We start from the raw sequence: 16,565 nt of genomic DNA on the forward strand, positions 1-16,565 counted from the left end.
TCAGCCCTCCGGGTTCTCGTACGTGACCACGATCTCGCCGCCGGACAGTTCCACCCGGATGGTCGCGCCGTCGCGGACGTCGCCGGCGATCAGCGCCCGCGCGACCCGGGTCTCCACCTCGCGGGCGATGTAACGCCGCAGCGGGCGGGCTCCGTAGATCGGGTCGAACCCGCGCTCGGCGATGCACCGGACCGCCTCCGGGCTGATCTCGAGCGTCATCCTGCGCTCGGCGAGCCGCGCTCTGATGTCGTTGAACATCAGCTTGACGATCTGCTCGATCTCGGTCTCGGTGAGCGGCTTGAACAGCACGATGTCGTCGATGCGGTTGAGGAACTCGGGGCGGAAGCGGGCCCGCAGCTCCGCCATGACCATCTCGCGCACCTCCGGGTCGATCTCGCCAGACGGCGCCGCCTTCTCACTGAGGTAGTGCGAGCCGATGTTGGACGTCATGATGATCACGGTGTTGCGGAAGTCGACCGTACGCCCCTGGGCGTCGGTGAGCCGCCCGTCGTCCAGCACCTGCAGCAGGGTGTTGAACACGTCCGTGTGCGCCTTCTCGATCTCGTCGAAGAGCACCACGGAGTAGGGCTTGCGCCGCACGGCCTCGGTGAGCTGGCCGCCCTCCTCGTAGCCGACGTACCCGGGCGGGGCGCCGACGAGGCGGCTGACGGTGTGGCGCTCCTGGTATTCGCTCATGTCGACGCGGACGATGTTCTCCTCGGTGTCGAACAACGCCTCGGCCAGCGTCTTGGCCAGCTCGGTCTTGCCGACTCCGGTCGGTCCGAGGAAGATGAACGACCCGATCGGGCGGCGGGGGTCCTTGATCCCCGAACGCGCCCGGATGATGGCGTCGGCGACCGCCCGCACGGCCTCGTCCTGGCCGATCACCCGCTGGTGCAGAATCTCGTCGAGCCGTAGCAGCTTCTCCCGCTCGCCCTCCCGCAGGCGGCTGATCGGGATGCCGGTCCACCGCGACACGATGCCGGCGATCTCCTCCTCGGTCACCACCTCGCGCAGCAGCCGGTGCCCGCCCTGCTTGCTCTCCAGTTGCTCCTCCGCGGCACGCAGCCTGCGCTCCAGTTCGGGAAGCCTGCCGTGTCGCAGCTCGGCCGCGCGGTTCAGGTCGTACATGCGCTCGGCCTGCTCGGCCTCCCGGCGTACGCTCTCGATCTCCTCGCGCAGCTGCTGCACCTTGCGCAGGGCGTGCCGCTCGGCCTCCCACTGGGCCCGCATGGCGTCGGCCTCGGCCCGCAGGTCGGCCAGCTCCTTGCGTAGCGTCTCCAGGCGCTCCCGGCTCGCCGGGTCGTCCTCCTTGGCCAGCGCCGCCTCCTCGATCTCCAGCCTCGTCACCCGGCGGGTCAGCTCGTCCAGCTCGGCGGGCATCGAGTCGATCTCCGTACGGAGCATGGCGCACGCCTCGTCGACCAGGTCGATCGCCTTGTCGGGGAGGAAACGGTCGGAGATGTAGCGGTGGCTCAGCACGACCGCGGCGACGATCGCGCCGTCCTGGATCTTCACGCCATGGAAGACCTCGAGCCGCTCGCGCAACCCGCGCAGGATGGAGATGGAGTCCTCGACCGACGGCTCGTCGACGAAGACGGGCTGGAAGCGGCGCTCCAGCGCAGCGTCCTTCTCGATGTGCTTGCGATACTCCGCCACGGTCGTCGCGCCGATCATGTGCAGCTCGCCGCGGGCAAGCATCGGCTTGAGCATGTTGCCGGCGTCCATCGCCCCCTCGGCGGCGCCCGCGCCGACCACCGTGTGCACCTCGTCAACGAACAGCAGGATGCGCCCCTCGGACGCCGTCACCTCCGTGAGCACGGCCTTCAGGCGCTCCTCGAACTCGCCGCGGTACTTCGCCCCGGCGACCAGCGCGCCCATATCCAGGCTGAAAATCGTCTTGTCCTTCAGGCCCTCCGGCACGTCGCCGCGCGCGATGCGCTGCGCGAGGCCCTCCACGATCGCCGTCTTGCCCACGCCCGGGTCGCCGATCAGGACCGGGTTGTTCTTGCTCTTGCGGGACAGGATCTGGACGACCCGGCGAATCTCGCCGTCCCGCCCGATGACCGGGTCGAGCTTGTCCGCCCGCGCCGCGGCGACGAGGTCGCGCCCGTACTTCTCCAGCGCCTCGTACGCGACCTCCGGATTGGCGGAGGTCACCCGCTGATTCCCGCGTGCCTGCGTCAGGACCTGCAGGAAGCGCTCACGGGTCAGCCCGTGTCCCTTGAGCAGTCGGCCCGCCGCGCTGTCGACGCCCTCGTCCAGCAGCGCCATCAGCAGGTGTTCGACCGACACGTACTCGTCCTTCAGCCGGCCGGCTTCCCGCTCGGCGGCGTCGAGCAGCCGCGACAGCCGTTGGGTGACGTAGACCTGGCCGGGAGCGGCGCCGGGACCGGTGACGCGGGGCCGCCGCTCCAGCTCGTGCTCCAGTTCGAGCCGGAGCTTGTCCGGGTCGGCGCCGGCGGCGGACAGCAGGCGCGGGACGAGCCCGTCGGGCTGCCGGACCAGCGCCAACAGCAGGTGCTCCCCGTCGACCTCGGTGTGTCCGAAGCGGATCGCCGCGGTCTGGGCGTCGTGCAGGGCCTCCTGCGACTTCTGCGTCAGGCGGTTCAGGTCCACGATCTGTCTCCGGTCCATCTCGTATGGGTGCGCAGAGCAGCCTCCAGCTCCGCGATGCGGTCCAGGAGGTCCGTCACGAGGCCGAGGGAGGCGTAGTTGACGGCGAGTCCCGCGTGCAGGCGCTGAAGGCGCCCCGCGGCGGCGACCTGGGCGGGCGGGAAGCGCAGACCGCCCGAGGAGTCCCTCCAGGCGTCGATCAGCCCCAGCGCCACCAGGCGGCGCACCAGCTCGGGGTGCAGTCCCGTGGCCCGGGAGAAGGACTCCAGGTCCAGGTGCGCGATGTCCAGGCGGGCGAGCCGGACGAGCGGATACGTCATGACGGGCTCCTCGGGTTGAACGCCGAGATCCTGGCCAGCTGCTCGTACAGGCGGCGCTCCTCGTCGCCGAGCCTGGGCGGCACCATGATCCGGGCCTCGGCCAGCAGGTCTCCGGGCCGGCCGCGCGGGTTCGGCATGCCCTGTCCGCGCAGGCGCAGGCGGCGCCCGGACGAGGTGCCCGGTGGCACCTTGACCTTCGCCTCCCCGCCGGGCGTGTCGACCGCGACGGTCGCCCCCAGCGCGGCCTCCGACGGCGTCAGTGGGAGGCGGACATGGATGTCTCGCCCCTCCAGGTGGTATCGGGGGTGGTCGGCGATCCGCGCGATCAGGTAGAGGTCGCCCGTCCTGGCGCCGTCGCCGCCCGCTCCGCCCTGGCCCGCGAGCCGGATCCGCCGGCCGTCGGTGGCCCCTGGGGGAATGTTCACCTGGAGGGTCCGCCCGCCTCCGGGGCCGGGAATCGTGATGGTCCGCCGGCCGCCGCGGTAGGCCTCCTCGACCGTGAGCGGCAGCTCGGCCTCCTGGTCGGCGCCGGGCACCGGGCCCCAGCCGCGGCCGGTCGCCCCGCGTCTGCGCCTGCCGAAGACGCCGCCGAGCAGGTCTTCGAGGTCGATGCCCTCGAAGCCCTCGCCGGTGGTGAAGTGGATCTCCTCCCCACCCGGTCCGCGCGCCCAGCCGGGCCCCTGCCCCGCCCAGCCTGGTCCCGCGCCGGCTCCCGCTCCGGCGCGGGCGTATGTCGCCGGGTCGACGCCTTCGGGTACGCGGCGGAAGTCCGGCCCGAACGCGTCGTACCGCCGCCGCGTCCCGGGATCCGACAGCACCTCGTACGCCTCCGAGACCTCTTTGAAGCGGTCCTCGGCGTCGGGGGACTTGTTGACGTCGGGATGGTAGGTGCGGGCCAGCTTCCGGTAGGCCCGCTGGATCTCGTCCTGGTCCGCCGTTCTCGGCACGCCCAGGATCTCGTAGAAGTCGCGATCCGCCATCACGCGCCGGCTTTCGTGGAGACGACGACGGAGGCCGGGCGCAGTTGCAGCGCGCCGTCGCCGTAGCCGGGCCGTACGACCTCGACGACGGTGCCGGGGTCGGCGTCCGGGACGGCGACCGTGCTGACCGCCTCGTGCCTGGCGGGGTCGAACGGCGTACCGACATCGTCCCTGCGCGGGAAGCCGAGGCGCGCGAGCACGCCGACCGCCTGGTCGCGGACGGCCCGGACCCCCTCGATCACCGCGTCGGCGTCGGCGCCCGCGTGTTTGAGCGCGAGTTCGAGGTTGTCGATCACCGGCAGCCACTCCGCCGCGACCCGCGTGCGCTCGTCGATCCGCTGCCGGTCCAAGTCGCGCGCGGCGCGCTTACGGAGGTTGTCGAGCTCGGCGACGGCCCGCAGCCACCGGTCCTCCAGCTCGGCGAGCTTCTCCGCAAGGGGTTCCTCGACGGCCTGCCGGGGCTCCGGAGGCGGTGTCTCATTCCGCTCGGTCATGGCACGGGCTATTCGGAGCTGGTGAACTCGGCGTCGATGACGTCCTCGTCCGAGGGGCCTGCGGCGGCCTGGCCGGGCCCGGTCCGAGCCGGGCCCTGGGTCTGGGCGGTGGACGCCGCCACGCCGAGGCCGTGGTAGACCTGCTGCAGCTCCGCGGTCAGGCCGCGCAGCCGGTCGACGGGAACCTCCTCCTTGATCGCCTGACGTGCTTCCATGATCAGCTGCTCGGCCCGTGCCTTCTCGTGCACCGGGACGGCCTCGCCCAGCTCCGACAGCCGGCGTTCCACCTGGTGGGCGACCGAGTCCAGCTCGTTGCGCGCGTCGATCGCGGCGCGAAGCTGCGCGTCCTCGGCGCGGTGCCGCTCCGCGTCGGCGATCATCCGGTCGATCTCGCTCCTGTCCAGGTTGGAGCTCTCGCTGATCGTGATGCGCTGCTCGGCGCCGGTGTCCTTGTCCTTGGCGGAGACGTTCAGGATGCCGTTGGCGTCGATGTCGGTGGTGACCTCGATCTGCGGCACCCCGCGCGGCGCGGGCCGGATGTTCTCCAGCCGGAACCGGCCGAGCACCCGGTTGTCGGCGGCCCGCTCGCGCTCGCCCTGCAGGATGACCACGTCCACGGCCGACTGGTTGTCGTCCGCCGTGCTGAACGTCTCCGTGCGGCGGGCCGGGATCGTGGTGTTCCTGTCAATGACCTTCGTCATCACGCCGCCGAGCGTCTCGACGCCGAGCGACAGAGGAGTGACGTCGAGCAGCACGACGTCCTTCAGCTCGCCCTTGATGATGGCGGCCTGGACGGCCGCGCCGACGGACACGACCTCGTCCGGGTTGACCGTCATGTTCGGTTCCTTGCCCGTCAGCCGCCGCACGAGTTGCTGCACGGCCGGCGTGCGGGTGGAGCCGCCGACGAGGATCACCTCGTCGAGGTCGTTCGTCGTCAGCTTCGCGTCGGCCATGGCCTGCTCCACCGGGCCCCGGCAGCGTTCGAGCAGGTCGTGGGTGATCTGCTCGAAGGTCGAGCGCATGAGTGTCGTGTTCAGGTGTTTGGGGCCGGTCGCGTCGGCCGTGACGAACGGCAGGCTGACCTGCGTCTGGGTGACCGCCGACAGCTCCACCTTGGCCTTCTCCGCGGCCTCGAACAGCCGCTGGAGAGCCTGCGGATCGCGCCGCAGGTCGATGCCCTGCTGCTGGTGGAACTCGTCGGCCAGGTGGTCGACGACGCGCCGGTCGAAGTCGTCGCCGCCCAGGTGGGTGTCACCAGAGGTGGCGCGGACCTCGATGACGCCCTCACCGATGTCGAGGACGCTGACATCGAACGTGCCCCCGCCCAGGTCGAACACGAGAACGGTCTCGTTGCCCTTCTTGTCCAGGCCGTACGCCAGGGCCGCCGCGGTCGGCTCGTTGATGATCCGCAGGACCTCCAGGCCGGCGATCTTGCCGGCGTCCTTGGTGGCCTGCCGCTGCGCGTCGTTGAAGTACGCGGGGACCGTGACGACGGCCTCGTTGACCTTCTCTCCCAGGAACTTCCCGGCGTCCGAGGCCAGTTTGCGCAGCACGAAGGCGGAGATCTCCTCCGGCGCGTACAGCTTGTCGCGCACCTTGAACCGCACGGCGCCGTCCGGGCCCGGCACGACGTCGAACGAGACCGCCTTGATCTCGCTCTGCACCTCGTCGAACTTGCGTCCGATGAAGCGCTTGGCCGAATAGATCGTGCCCTTCGGGTTGAGGATCGCCTGGCGTCTGGCCATCTGGCCCACCAGCACCTCGCCCTGGTCCGTGAAGGCCACCACCGAGGGAGTCGTGCGCGACCCCTCGGCGTTCGGGACTACCGTCGGATGCGCGTCCTCGGTGGTCGCGATGACCGAGTTCGTCGTGCCGAGGTCGATGCCCACCGCCTTGGCCATGTCCTCATCCCCCTCCTGGCGCTCACCTGAGCGCAGCGGCCTCACGAGCGTCGGTGAGCACTCGCCGGGCCTCGTCGGCGAATCCGGGGTCCACGAGGATGTCGTAGTGGTCGGCGACGACCGCAGGCATCGAGGCGAACGCCCGGTGCTGCACCAGGTGACTGATCGCACCCCAGACGAGGCCGAAGATCAGCCCGAGCGCGATCGAGGAGCCGATGGCCCATCCGGCCCACGGGCTGAAGATCACGAATATCAAGCCGATGAGAAGACCGATCCAGCCGCCGGTACCCGCGCCGGTGACGAGCGCCCTGCCGAGGCCCCATCGCCCGAGCACCTTCTCCTCCCACCGCAGATCGCAGCCCACGATGGTGATGTGTGCGATCGGGAAGTCGTGGCGGGCAAGGACGTCCACCGCATGCTGGGCCGCGTCGTAGCTGTTGTAGGTGGCCAGCACCACCTTGTGGGGCCCTGCTGTTCTCGGGACGCTCACGGGACCAACCCCTCGGCTATTCCAGCTCGTGAAGACGACTCGCTCCACCGCCGATGCGCATCGGCCCGAGCGGGAAAACCGGAATCCACGCCACCTTCGACGTTGGCGGTGTCGGGTTCTACCAGCGAGAACAAGCCCTGTGACGCGAGTCCCTCGTCGGCTTGTGGAACAGCCCGACGGTATTTTCGTCTCCCATGCCAGGATCCCGCCTGGCGTTCCCTCGCACCACCCTTCCTGCCCCTCAAATGCCTCGCATGAGCAGTGGCAAGTTCCCCAGCGGGAGCGCCAGGTGCGAAGCAACTCCGTGTCCGGCGACCACAGTCGCAGGGGAACCGACCGAGTTGTGGCCGCGGCGACCGCTACATGTTCTCGAACCCGATGAGCGTACTGTTTTTGCTGGTCAGAAGGCCATCTGGTTGTGCGAAGGGCAGTGCGAGGGACAATGTAGACACATGCTGAGTTTGGGTGGACGGCGGCACCGGGCGGTGCGGGGCAGCGGCACTGTTTCATGGAGTCGGCTGCGGAAGGCACTGGGGGTGCCGGCTGTCATGCTCGCCGGCGTGATCGTCGTCTACCGGCTGCTGCGTCGGGTCGGCGGGATCTCAGACAACCTCGCCCGGATCAACATCAAAGACGAGTACGACCAGATCACCCACCATCGGGATCCGACGCAGATGAGCCAGCTGGTCGGCAACATCAACGTGAGCTTGGACATGCTGGACCGCGAGCGGCAGTTCGCCTCCACTGTCGCCCACGAGATCCGCTCCCCGCTGGCCGGCATACGCGTCAGTGTGGAAGAGGCGATCGCCGACCCTGATCACGCCGACCACCCAGGCGCGTTCAGGGAGGTGCTGCGGGAGGTCGATCGACTGGAGGCGCTCGCGACCGACCTCCTGCTGATCGCCCGGGGTCGTGTCGCCCAGAGAATGGAGATGATCGATCTGTGCGAGCTGGTCAGGCAGGAAGTCGCTGTCCGAACCGACCCGATACCCGTCGAGGTGAGTTCCACTTCCAGTGGTCAGGTCGAAGCCATGCATACGCAGATGCGCGAGATTCTGACCAACTTGCTGGACAACGCCCAGCGCCACGCCCGGCACAGCGTGCGGGTCGACGTCGGATGCGGCGACCGCTTCGCACGGCTGGCGGTGTCCGATGACGGCCCCGGCATTCCCCTGCACGAGCGGGAGCACATCTTCGATCGGTTGTACCAGCTCACGAGCGAGCCTCTGCGTGGCGACGCCGGCACGGGCCTCGGGCTGAGCATCGTCCGGGAGATCGTCAAGACCTACAACGGATCCGTGTGGGTCGAACCTTCTCCCAGTGGCGGGGCCCGCTTCGTCGTTCAGCTTCCCCTCGCCTCCCCTGTGTCGACGCCCTGACCCACCCGGCCCGCCCCGCACCCGGCTCGACCTTTCCGGCACCCCTGGAGGACGGCGCGGCATACGACCCTCGTCCCCCCTCCAACTGCCCGGCGAGCGTCGCGCGGTCGCGGCCGGCCGACTTGAACATTTGGCGATCTCATTGGCTTCAACGCCTCGGCATGGGCGGCGGCCTGCGGCCCGAGCGGTGCCGGAGGCGGCTGTGCCAGCATGCCGTCCCCGCGCCTTCTCACCCCGGCCGGACTCGGGGTTCATGGAGCACGTGGAGCGGCGAGCCCACCCGTCGCCCGCTCACGGCGGGAGGGACAGCGCACCGAGTTCCGGTACGGCTCGTTCACCCGGTCGTGCGCGCCCGCCGCATGTTCGGATCAGTCGAGTGGAAGCTGGGCTCCCTGCGTGACGAACTGCGTGACAACCCAGACGGACAGCCCTGCACACAGGTGGACGGCACTGGATAGTCACCGCAGGTGGAAGCAGGGCAAGGCCAGTTCCCGTGATCAGGGACCTGGCCTTTTGATCGTTTGACCGTCATCTGACCGTCGCGCTGTCCGTCACTAACGGGCACCGACGCGTTCAAGTGAGTTTCTGTCGGCATCTTGATCAGACGAGAACTCCGTCGTAAGCGCAGAGGACAAGGGCAACCCTCACGTCGCCCCGTGCGTGTGCGGCGACAAGCCAGGCGAGCAGAGCTTCGGCCCGAGGAAGCTGCCATGGCGCGGCTGAGCTGCCTCTCGAAGAGGGAAGCGCCTGGCAACCTCGCGCTAGCCGTGGTTCCCTGCGCCGTAGCGCAACCCGTCATACAGAATCATGGCGATGCGTAGCGCATCGTCCTTCCAGCCTTTGGCGCGCATCCCGCAGATGCCGCCGAGGGCGCGCAGCACGACGCGCCCACTGATGCCACTGCGGACGAGGCCTGCTGCGACACCTGCGGCGAGAAGTTCGTCGAGGGCGCGGGCCATCTCGTCGCGCGCGTCGTCGAAGACCGGCGAATCGGTTGCCATGATGCTGTCCAGCGCCTCACCCATCCCTCTGCCTACTGCCGCGTGTTCCACTAGCAGCAGCAGGAAGGTGCGCAGTGCTTCGTCCGGGGCGTATTGCGCGAGCAGCCGGGCGGGGCTTGCGCAGAGCTCGGCGACCTCCTGGCGGTACACCTCCGCGACGAGCGCCTCGCGCGTTGCGAAGTGGCGGTACAGCGTGCCGACGGCCACATCGGCTCGGCGGGCGATCTCCTCCACATGAGCGGCGTCGTCGGCGAGGAACGCCTCACGCGCCGCGGCTAGGAGCGCTTCGCGGTTGCGGCGGGCATCGGCGCGCAGTGGACGTGATGACGGCAACGGTCCCTCCATAAGGTGAATCGGACTCCGTTTAAGTGTACAGTTTTCGGAGTCTGGTTCACATTATTGAAGGAGTACGCCCATGACGATCGAGCACGAACAGCTCGCCAGCCTGCGAGTGCTGGTGACCGGCGGTAGCCGAGGGCTAGGGGAGGCGACGGCTCGTCGCTTCGCCGCAGCCGGCGCCGTCGTGCTGACGGCCTCGCGAACCGCACCCCCGCAAGACCTGCCCGCCATCTTCATTCCCGCCGACCTGCGATCGGAGGAGGGGGCGACGGAACTCGGCCGACGCGTAGTGGACAGCGTCGGAGGCATCGACGTCCTGGTCAACAACGCCGGAGCCGCAACCGGACCGATGCCGACCTTGGAGCGGTCGGACGCGTCGTGGCTCGCCGACCTGGAGATGAACCTGCTCAGCGCGGTCCGGCTTGACCGGGCCCTGGTTCCCGGGATGGTCGAGCGTGGCTTCGGTGTCGTGGTGCACGTCTCCTCCATCGCCAGCCACCTTCCCCAGCCTGCCGAGGCGTCGTACGCGGCATCGAAGGCGGCGCTCAACGCCTATAGCCGCGAGTTGGCGACGGCGGTGGGCGAGCACGGCGTACGTGTGGTGTGCGTTCTGCCGGGCTTCGTCGTCACCGAGGGAGCGGTCGACCATCTTCAGCAGATGGCCGACAGCCAGGGCGTGGGCATCGACGAGGTCAAGCAGCAGATCGTGGACCACCTGAAGGTGCCGATGGGGCGCCCCGGCGAACCCGAGGACGTCGCCGAGATGATCGCGTTCCTCGCCTCCGGCCGCGCCAGATGGCTCACCGGCGCTCAGTTCCGGGTCGACGGCGGCATCATCCCCGTGGTCTGAGCCGCCCCCGCAGGCGATTCGAGGAGAGACACCATGACCTTCAGCTTGACGTCACTGATCGTGGATGCGGCGGACCTGGACAGCGAAAGCTCGTTCTGGCACCGGCTACTCGGCGGCTCGATCACGAGGACGGCGACGCACCACTTTCTGCAGATCGACGGCTTTCCCGTGATCGTGATTCAGCGCGCTCCGGAACATGTGCCGCCGCAATGGCCCGACGGCGCCTCCCAGCAGATGCACTTCGACCTCGCCACGGACGACGTGGCGACCGCGGACAAGCGGGTGCTCGATGCCGGCGGTCGACGGCTGCGACCGGCTGACGATGTCGTCGCCTCCACCCAGCCGGGCTTCCGGGTCTACGCCAGCCCGGCCGGACACCCCTTCTGCGTTCGCTCGGCCTGACCCCGAAAGCGAGCACGAAGTCACCGCGTGGTTGACCAGCGCCACCTGCCCCTCGGCATGCCTACCCGGACCGGACTCTGGAACCTGATGTGGAGGCCCATGCATGAAGCTTCGGCCAGAATCGCGAGGTTCGGTTCTTAAGCTTCACTTTCCATGCCGGCGCTGATCAGCCAGATGTGTTCGCAGGTTGCCGATGCCCTCTGCAATTCCTCGTGGGACTCTTGTGAGGCGTGGTAGAAGGTCCGCTCGATCATCCAGCACAGGGCTCGTGCCATCGCTGGCGCATGGTCTGGTGCGGTGCCGGCCTGAACGCCGGCTCGCTCCAGGACGGCGGTGATGGCCGTGATGAACAGGTCAGCTGTGTGGCTCCACAGCTCGCCGATCTCCGGCACGGTCAACGACAGGTCGATCGCCGTGCGGAAGACCAGGCCGTGCTCGTTCCACAGCTCGACCGTGCGCCGCATGGCCGCTGCGATGGCCTGGCGCGGCTCCTCGGTCTGCGCGGTGACCCGGGACCGCTCCCACAGGTGCTCGACGGTCCGGGCCATGAGTGCCGTGACCACTTCCTGCTTGGAGCCGAAGTAGAAGTACAGGGCGCCGCGTGTGATGCCGGCGCCCTGGGCGACGTCGCCGACAGTCATGGCGTCGTAGCCCTTTTGCGCCAGCAGGGCTTCGCAGGCGTCCAGAATGGCCCGCTCCCGGATATCGCCCTTGCGTTCGGTGGTGCGCCGGCTCCGCGCGCGGTCGTGGGCAGGCATCAGAGCTGCGCACCCTCGGCGAAGTCGGTCGAACGGGAAAGCGCCTCCCACGCGCGGATGTCCTCGTCCACAGCCGCGCGCGCGGCGGTGACCAGTCGCAGCGCGTCCGAACCCAGGACGAGGTGGGCCGGCGGCCGGTCGACCGACGCGATGTGCACGACGGCCTCCCCGGCCTTGGCCGGATTGCCCAGCTGGTTCCCGCGCGCCTTCTGCCGCGTCTCCCGGATGGGATTGAACAGCTCGTCGTAGTCGTCGATGCTCCGCGCGGCGCGCGTCATGGACCGCCCGGCCCAGTCGGTGCGGAAGGAGCCGGGCTCGATCGCCGTGACATGCATCCCGAACTGCGTGACCTCCTTGCCCAGTGCCTCGAGGATCCCTTCCAGGGCGAACTTGCTGCCGCAGTAGGCGGACATGCCGGGCACGGCCATGAGCCCGCCCATGGAAGTGACGGCCATCAGGTGTCCGCGACGGCGCCGGCGCATGTGGGGCAGTGCTGCCTGCAGGGTGGCCACTGCCCCGAATACGTTGACCTCGAACTGCCGCCGCACCTCGGCGAGCGGGGTTTCCTCGAAGGTGCCCTCCAGGCCGTAGCCGGCGTTGGCGACGACGACGTCCAGAGGGCCGACGCTCTGTTCCACCTCTGCGACCACGCGCGAGACGGCGTCGTCGTCCGTCACGTCCAGGATGCGGCCGTGAGCCCGCCCGGGTTGGAGTCCTTCGAAGGCCCGCAGGTCCTCCTCGGAGCGGACCGTGCCGGCGACGGTGTGTCCGGCGGCCAGGGCGGCTTGGGCGAAGGCGCGTCCGAGGCCCGCGCTGACGCCGGTGATGAGCCACTTCTGCTTCTGCATTGCTTCTCCAGAGAAGACTCGCGAGGAGCTGGACTGCTCTCGACTCAAATTCTACACAGTGTCGATTTTTATCATCATCGTGTAGATTTCCGTGACGCCTCAGGGAGGGCTCCGCCACGCCAGAGGAGCAGCGCGCGGCCCGGCGGTCAGCGGCCGTAGGCCTCCAGCAGTCGCAGCCACACCTCGCTGATGGTGGGGAACGACGGAACCGCGTGCCACAGCCGGTCCAGCGGAACCCGGCCGACGATCGCGATCGTCGCGGCGTGCCCCGATGACGACGACGTCGTAGGTGTTGTCGTAAGTGTTGCTGTCCATGTCAGTTCCCCTTCGCGGCGCGGCCGAGGCGGAAGGCCGAGATGAGGAAGAAGATGCCGCCGGGGATGGCGTAGCCGGCCGCGTTGGTCAGCGTCGGGTTGGCTGCGGAGGCACCAAGGATGAACGACGCGCCGGCGAGCACCGAGATGGCGCCGCTGATGATCATCGGCCACTGGCCGCCCATCTTGCGGCGCGTGACGCCCACGATCAGCTGGACCAGCCCGACCACGATTGCCCAGGCGCCCCACACGCGCAGCACAGCCGGGATGCCGGACGCGCAGGCGATGGCCACTCCGATGGCGGCGATCAGGCTGACCGCGATGTTGACGTACAACAGGGCAGGTGATCCGGTGGCGCGCGACGCGCGGGCGTCGATGGCGGCGGCGGCCACGTCGAACAGCGGGTAGAGCACGAGCAGGGTGACCACGAGCGGGCCCAGGTTCGAGGCGGTCGTGAACATCGCGAGGGCCCAGACGATGGCGAACGCGAACCGGACGAAGTACAGACGCCGCAGTGCGGACGCGGTCCCGGAAAGGCCGGGCGAAGCAGCGATGGAGCTCATGATGATCCTTCTCCGAGTGTGAGTGACGAGGAGACCGCCTCGCTCGTTGCGGGAAGGCACTCCCGGCGCACGGGCGCTGCTGACGGCCATGGTCGCGGCAGATGCTCGACGGAAATCCGGGCCGGCTTCACAAAGGACGGAAAGTCCGAGGTGCTCCGTGCCGCGGACGCCGGACCCGCCGCCGACAGGCCGACCGCGGCGACCACGGCCGCACCGATGAACAGAGGGGCGGCGCGTACGTGAAGACGACGAGCCACTGGAACAACTCTCCCGCAAGACAGAACGTTCTACCTCGCACAGCTTACAATCTACGGTGCAACCTGTCAAGACAGAACGTTCTACCTACTAGGATGGTCGCATGCGTAGCGAATCCGAAGGCCGGCCGGCCGTCCGAAGCGCGGTCCCGGCTGCTCGACACGGCCAGCCGGCTCTTCTACGCGGAGGGCATCCAGGCCGTCGGCATCGATCGCATCGTCGCCGAAGCACAGGTGACGCGGGCCACCCTCTACCGACACTTTCCGGGCAAGGAAGACCTTGTCCTGGCCTACCTGAACGAGGTCGACCGGGCCATAAGGAGTCAGGCGGACGAGGTTGTGGCCGCCGGACTACCGGCCGCCGACACCATCCGCGCCCTCAGCAAGTCCATCGCCCAAAGCATCCAGTCCCCCGGCTTCCGGGGATGCGCCTTCCTCAACGCTGCCGTCGAGTATCCCGACCCCGAGTCCCCGGTGCACAAGGCCGTGCTCGCCCACCGCCAATGGTTCCTGGAAACAATCACGGAACTGCTGGCCAAGATCCAGGAGACCGGCGCCGAGCCCGCCGCCCGCCACTTCGTGATGATGCGCGACGGCGCCATGGCCGCCGGCTGCCTGTTCGACCCGGTGCTGATCTGCGAGACCTTCCTACGCGGAGTCGAGAGGCTCCTGCAGGTTTATGCCGCCACCGACTACAGCGGACCGGCGAGCGCCTGAAGCCGCAGGCGCCTCCGCTCAGCCTGCACGGCGACACATCAAGGCGAGGGCGTCCAAGACAAAAACTCAGACGCCCTCGCTTCATTTTGATGCAGCCGAAGGCGGTGCGGCCAAGACATCCAGGCGCGTACGAGCCCCGTAGGGCGTATCGCGGGCTGGTCGCCGCCTTCGGACGCTGGCTGAACTCGCTGTCCGAGCGAGTGCAGATCCTGGTCCGCGCCGAGCGCGTCGACCTCGCCTCGACGATCGGCGCTCTTGAGGAGCGCATCCCCCAGCTCCCCCACCCAGCGCTGGCTCATGCCGCCCGCGAGCACGCCATGTTCCTGACGGACCTGCTCATCCATCTGCCGGATCCCGGCAACAAGATGATCAACGTATGGGCCGTTGACGTAGCGCGCAGGAGTGTCCGCACACTCCCCTGCCCGACCTGGCCGGTCCGTCCTGATCGGCCCTTTCCCAGCATGTGTCGCTGCCGACCCGCCGTGTCCAATCGTCCGCTACCCGGCAGCGACGAACTGCTCAAGGGGCGGCGGTTCCAATGAGGGAGGCGGTCACAGGGTGCGGGGGACCTGGATAGCGGGTCGGAGGCGGGACATCAGCCCGGCCAGCTCGGTCACGGTCATGCCCGGCGCCTCCAGTTCCGCCCCGGACCACCGGTCAAAGAAAATACACACGGCCCCCGGCTCGTCGATGTAGGTTTTCGGCTCTATGAACCGGGTTGGGTAGCAGGCCGCTGCTCCGCCGAGCGGGGTGGTCGGCATCGCCACGATTCCGTCGGGGCACTCGTCGACGACTTGGGTGCGGGACCTTGTCGTGACCGTCCTACTGCCGGACCGCCGCAGTTTCTCGTTGAGAGAGGCGCCCGGATCTGGGTGTTCTGCGTAGAGCAGCCACACCTGGACCCTTTTCCCGCCGGGCGTCTTGTAGACCGCGACGATGACGGGCTCCTCGCCCGGGCTAGAGGCGGCACGGCGCATCTCCGACGCTGTGGGCGGCAAATCGACGTAGGTGTAGGTGCGGGCGGCGGGCGGCGGCCAGGTGCCCTCGGGTGGCGACACACACGGCAGGGACGCCTTCACCGCGGCCACCAGGAGCACGCCCGCCACCAGGCAGACCGGCAGCAGGTCGGCCAGCAAAGCCAGCGCGATCTGCCACTGGGTCTGTTTGCCGGGCTTGGCGTCGCTGGATCCTTCGGAGCCGTCGCGTCTGCTGTTCATGTCCGCAGGGTGAGTTCCGCCTCTTGGAGATCACTTGCGCTTGGACGCACTCCCCGGTTGGCAGGCGAGGTCGCCGGCAACGTTGGGGCGGCAGCTGCGGAGAAGACCGCCTTGCACGACCACCGCGCAGGACTGTCCGGACAGCCCGCTGCCCGGCCTGGCCGACGCCTCGTAATCTCGCCGCCGCCTGCCCGGCCGCTGGACACAGGCTTCCCGCAAGGACGGAATCGCCTTACCCGGGGCGGCCGCGCAGTACTCCAGCACCTTGGGCGGCAGCGCCTGGCAGATCGGGAGGGAGCCGCCCGAAGGTGGGTCCGGGGTGCGGGCGCGGCGGCGTATGCCGTGGCCGTCCCGCCGCCCGCGGGCGCGCACGCGCTCGACATCCAATACTGAATGTGACCTAATAATTACAGAAAGTGTTGTCGTTGTTTCGGGGAGAGGATCCATGCGTCTGCGCTCTGCCGTGGCCGCCGCCAGCGGCGCCCTCATGCTGGTTCTGGCGGTTTCCGGTTCCGCATCGGCCGCCACAGGCCAGTTCCGTTACTCCTACAAGACCGCCGACGGGCACGACGCCGTTGGCTTCTTCAACGACCCCGAGAGTGGGACATGTATCGACATCAAGGGAGCCGGCTCTGACGGCACGTCGGCCGCCTACGCGCCGAAGAACCTGACCGACTCGACGGCCACGGTCTTCCTCGAGGCCGGCTGTATGGGAGACGTCTTCTACAGCCTGCGCCCCGGCGCAGGTGCTTCAGAGCGCCTGCTGGTGCGCTCCGTCGTCTTCTCCTGAAGCGCGGATTCGGGCGCCCTGGCCATCACGACCCCCGCGGAGCGGCTGGTGCGGCCGTTCCGGTCCGCACCGACAGGCTGGTCAGCCCTCGACCGACGCCGCGGTGGCGTCGTGCTCGCGGAGCATGCGCAAGACGGTGGCCGGGGACGGGTGCCGGCCCTTCTTCTCGCCCTTGGTGAGGACAATCCGGCTGGCGATGTCACGAAGGCTGAGGTTCTGCGCGCGCAGGTGCAGGGCCATGGGGAGCATGGCGTCGTCGGTGACGGCGGCGCCGCCGATGGTCTTGCCGCGGCTGCGCGCGGACTCGTGGCCTTCCAGGGTGCGGTCACGGA

The 16,565-nt window shown here is 68.9% G+C and carries 18 protein-coding genes; 6 read left to right on the forward strand and 12 right to left on the reverse strand.

The annotated features are described in order from the left end of the window. Genes clpB through F5972_RS12105 form a run of 6 tightly spaced genes read right to left on the reverse strand, consistent with a single transcriptional unit; the run spans nucleotide 1 to nucleotide 6,801 of the window. Nucleotides 1-2,619, reverse strand: coding sequence for an ATP-dependent chaperone ClpB (clpB, locus tag F5972_RS12080; RefSeq protein WP_150933564.1), 2,619 nt, complete (start codon nucleotides 2,617-2,619; stop codon nucleotides 1-3). Beyond that, a complete protein-coding gene (locus F5972_RS12085; RefSeq protein WP_150933565.1) occupies nucleotides 2,610-2,936 on the reverse strand; it encodes a chaperone modulator CbpM in 327 nt (108 codons plus the stop codon). The genes clpB and F5972_RS12085 overlap by 10 nt, the downstream gene beginning before the upstream one ends. Beyond that, complete coding sequence (locus F5972_RS12090) at nucleotides 2,933-3,916, reverse strand: DnaJ C-terminal domain-containing protein (protein WP_150933566.1); 984 nt, start codon at nucleotides 3,914-3,916, stop codon at nucleotides 2,933-2,935. The genes F5972_RS12085 and F5972_RS12090 overlap by 4 nt, the downstream gene beginning before the upstream one ends. Continuing rightward, on the reverse strand, nucleotides 3,916-4,410 hold the full coding sequence (locus tag F5972_RS12095) for a nucleotide exchange factor GrpE (RefSeq protein ID WP_150933567.1): 495 nt from the start codon (nucleotides 4,408-4,410) through the stop codon (nucleotides 3,916-3,918). Before F5972_RS12095 ends, F5972_RS12090 begins: the two co-directional genes overlap by 1 nt. Before the next feature lie 8 nt (nucleotides 4,411-4,418). After that, nucleotides 4,419-6,311 (reverse strand): molecular chaperone DnaK, encoded by a 1,893-nt coding sequence (dnaK, locus tag F5972_RS12100; RefSeq protein ID WP_150933568.1) that lies wholly within the window; start codon nucleotides 6,309-6,311, stop codon nucleotides 4,419-4,421. A 22-nt stretch (nucleotides 6,312-6,333) separates the two neighbouring features. Further along, nucleotides 6,334-6,801 (reverse strand): general stress protein, encoded by a 468-nt coding sequence (locus tag F5972_RS12105; protein WP_150933569.1) that lies wholly within the window; start codon nucleotides 6,799-6,801, stop codon nucleotides 6,334-6,336. A 560-nt stretch (nucleotides 6,802-7,361) separates the two neighbouring features. On the opposite strand from F5972_RS12105, the gene F5972_RS12110 reads away from it, so the two are divergent. Beyond that, nucleotides 7,362-8,180, forward strand: a complete 819-nt coding sequence (locus tag F5972_RS12110; protein ID WP_191910072.1) for a sensor histidine kinase — start codon at nucleotides 7,362-7,364, stop codon at nucleotides 8,178-8,180. A 761-nt stretch (nucleotides 8,181-8,941) separates the two neighbouring features. Here the strand turns inward: F5972_RS12110 and F5972_RS12115 are convergent. After that, nucleotides 8,942-9,526, reverse strand: coding sequence for a TetR/AcrR family transcriptional regulator (locus tag F5972_RS12115; RefSeq protein WP_191910073.1), 585 nt, complete (start codon nucleotides 9,524-9,526; stop codon nucleotides 8,942-8,944). Nucleotides 9,527-9,596: 70 nt separating this feature from the next. On the opposite strand from F5972_RS12115, the gene F5972_RS12120 reads away from it, so the two are divergent. Beyond that, a complete protein-coding gene (locus tag F5972_RS12120) occupies nucleotides 9,597-10,370 on the forward strand; it encodes an oxidoreductase (protein WP_150933571.1) in 774 nt (257 codons plus the stop codon). Between the two features lie 33 nt (nucleotides 10,371-10,403). Continuing rightward, on the forward strand, nucleotides 10,404-10,772 hold the full coding sequence (locus tag F5972_RS12125) for a VOC family protein (protein ID WP_150933572.1): 369 nt from the start codon (nucleotides 10,404-10,406) through the stop codon (nucleotides 10,770-10,772). Between the two features lie 137 nt (nucleotides 10,773-10,909). On the opposite strand, the gene F5972_RS12130 is transcribed toward F5972_RS12125, so the two are convergent. The 3 genes from F5972_RS12130 to F5972_RS12140 form a co-directional block, all read right to left on the reverse strand. Continuing rightward, a complete protein-coding gene (locus F5972_RS12130; RefSeq protein ID WP_150933573.1) occupies nucleotides 10,910-11,530 on the reverse strand; it encodes a TetR/AcrR family transcriptional regulator in 621 nt (206 codons plus the stop codon). Further along, on the reverse strand, nucleotides 11,530-12,378 hold the full coding sequence (locus F5972_RS12135; protein WP_150933574.1) for an oxidoreductase: 849 nt from the start codon (nucleotides 12,376-12,378) through the stop codon (nucleotides 11,530-11,532). Before F5972_RS12135 ends, F5972_RS12130 begins: the two co-directional genes overlap by 1 nt. A 316-nt stretch (nucleotides 12,379-12,694) precedes the next feature. After that, nucleotides 12,695-13,255, reverse strand: a complete 561-nt coding sequence (locus F5972_RS12140) for a hypothetical protein (RefSeq protein WP_150933575.1) — start codon at nucleotides 13,253-13,255, stop codon at nucleotides 12,695-12,697. Nucleotides 13,256-13,605: 350 nt separating this feature from the next. Here F5972_RS12140 and F5972_RS12145 point away from each other — a divergent pair, with 350 nt between their 5' ends. Both F5972_RS12145 and F5972_RS12150 read left to right on the forward strand, forming a co-directional pair. Continuing rightward, a complete protein-coding gene (locus tag F5972_RS12145) occupies nucleotides 13,606-14,226 on the forward strand; it encodes a TetR/AcrR family transcriptional regulator (protein WP_150933576.1) in 621 nt (206 codons plus the stop codon). An 89-nt stretch (nucleotides 14,227-14,315) separates the two neighbouring features. Then, on the forward strand, nucleotides 14,316-14,768 hold the full coding sequence (locus tag F5972_RS12150; RefSeq protein WP_150933577.1) for a hypothetical protein: 453 nt from the start codon (nucleotides 14,316-14,318) through the stop codon (nucleotides 14,766-14,768). Nucleotides 14,769-14,777: 9 nt separating this feature from the next. On the opposite strand, the gene F5972_RS12155 is transcribed toward F5972_RS12150, so the two are convergent. Next, nucleotides 14,778-15,443: a hypothetical protein gene (locus F5972_RS12155; protein WP_150933578.1), complete on the reverse strand. Its 666-nt coding sequence runs from the start codon at nucleotides 15,441-15,443 to the stop codon at nucleotides 14,778-14,780. A gap of 445 nt (nucleotides 15,444-15,888) precedes the next feature. Here F5972_RS12155 and F5972_RS12160 point away from each other — a divergent pair, with 445 nt between their 5' ends. Beyond that, a complete protein-coding gene (locus tag F5972_RS12160) occupies nucleotides 15,889-16,233 on the forward strand; it encodes a hypothetical protein (RefSeq protein ID WP_150933579.1) in 345 nt (114 codons plus the stop codon). Between the two features lie 81 nt (nucleotides 16,234-16,314). Here F5972_RS12160 and F5972_RS38050 read toward each other — a convergent pair whose 3' ends face one another. Continuing rightward, on the reverse strand, nucleotides 16,315-16,482 hold the full coding sequence (locus F5972_RS38050) for a hypothetical protein (RefSeq protein WP_225311388.1): 168 nt from the start codon (nucleotides 16,480-16,482) through the stop codon (nucleotides 16,315-16,317). Nucleotides 16,483-16,565 lie beyond the last annotated feature (83 nt).

It is taken from the genome of Microbispora cellulosiformans, assembly GCF_008728085.1.
Lineage (GTDB): Bacteria > Actinomycetota > Actinomycetes > Streptosporangiales > Streptosporangiaceae > Microbispora > Microbispora amethystogenes.

What these genes read in the sequence shown, in the direction of transcription:
- F5972_RS12115 (WP_191910073.1), bottom strand. Translation starts at nt 9,526, where the DNA reads ATGGAGGGACCGTTGCCGTCATCACGTCCACTGCGCGCCGATGCCCGC.
- F5972_RS12090 (WP_150933566.1), bottom strand. Translation starts at nt 3,916, where the DNA reads ATGGCGGATCGCGACTTCTACGAGATCCTGGGCGTGCCGAGAACGGCG.
- F5972_RS12135 (WP_150933574.1), bottom strand. Translation starts at nt 12,378, where the DNA reads ATGCAGAAGCAGAAGTGGCTCATCACCGGCGTCAGCGCGGGCCTCGGA.
- F5972_RS12140 (WP_150933575.1), bottom strand. Translation starts at nt 13,255, where the DNA reads ATGAGCTCCATCGCTGCTTCGCCCGGCCTTTCCGGGACCGCGTCCGCA.
- F5972_RS12120 (WP_150933571.1), top strand. Translation starts at nt 9,597, where the DNA reads ATGACGATCGAGCACGAACAGCTCGCCAGCCTGCGAGTGCTGGTGACC.
- F5972_RS12150 (WP_150933577.1), top strand. Translation starts at nt 14,316, where the DNA reads ATGCAGCCGAAGGCGGTGCGGCCAAGACATCCAGGCGCGTACGAGCCC.
- F5972_RS12125 (WP_150933572.1), top strand. Translation starts at nt 10,404, where the DNA reads ATGACCTTCAGCTTGACGTCACTGATCGTGGATGCGGCGGACCTGGAC.
- F5972_RS12145 (WP_150933576.1), top strand. Translation starts at nt 13,606, where the DNA reads ATGGTCGCATGCGTAGCGAATCCGAAGGCCGGCCGGCCGTCCGAAGCG.
- F5972_RS12085 (WP_150933565.1), bottom strand. Translation starts at nt 2,936, where the DNA reads ATGACGTATCCGCTCGTCCGGCTCGCCCGCCTGGACATCGCGCACCTG.
- F5972_RS38050 (WP_225311388.1), bottom strand. Translation starts at nt 16,482, where the DNA reads ATGCTCCCCATGGCCCTGCACCTGCGCGCGCAGAACCTCAGCCTTCGT.
- F5972_RS12155 (WP_150933578.1), bottom strand. Translation starts at nt 15,443, where the DNA reads ATGAACAGCAGACGCGACGGCTCCGAAGGATCCAGCGACGCCAAGCCC.
- dnaK (WP_150933568.1), bottom strand. Translation starts at nt 6,311, where the DNA reads ATGGCCAAGGCGGTGGGCATCGACCTCGGCACGACGAACTCGGTCATC.
- F5972_RS12095 (WP_150933567.1), bottom strand. Translation starts at nt 4,410, where the DNA reads ATGACCGAGCGGAATGAGACACCGCCTCCGGAGCCCCGGCAGGCCGTC.
- F5972_RS12160 (WP_150933579.1), top strand. Translation starts at nt 15,889, where the DNA reads ATGCGTCTGCGCTCTGCCGTGGCCGCCGCCAGCGGCGCCCTCATGCTG.
- F5972_RS12130 (WP_150933573.1), bottom strand. Translation starts at nt 11,530, where the DNA reads ATGCCTGCCCACGACCGCGCGCGGAGCCGGCGCACCACCGAACGCAAG.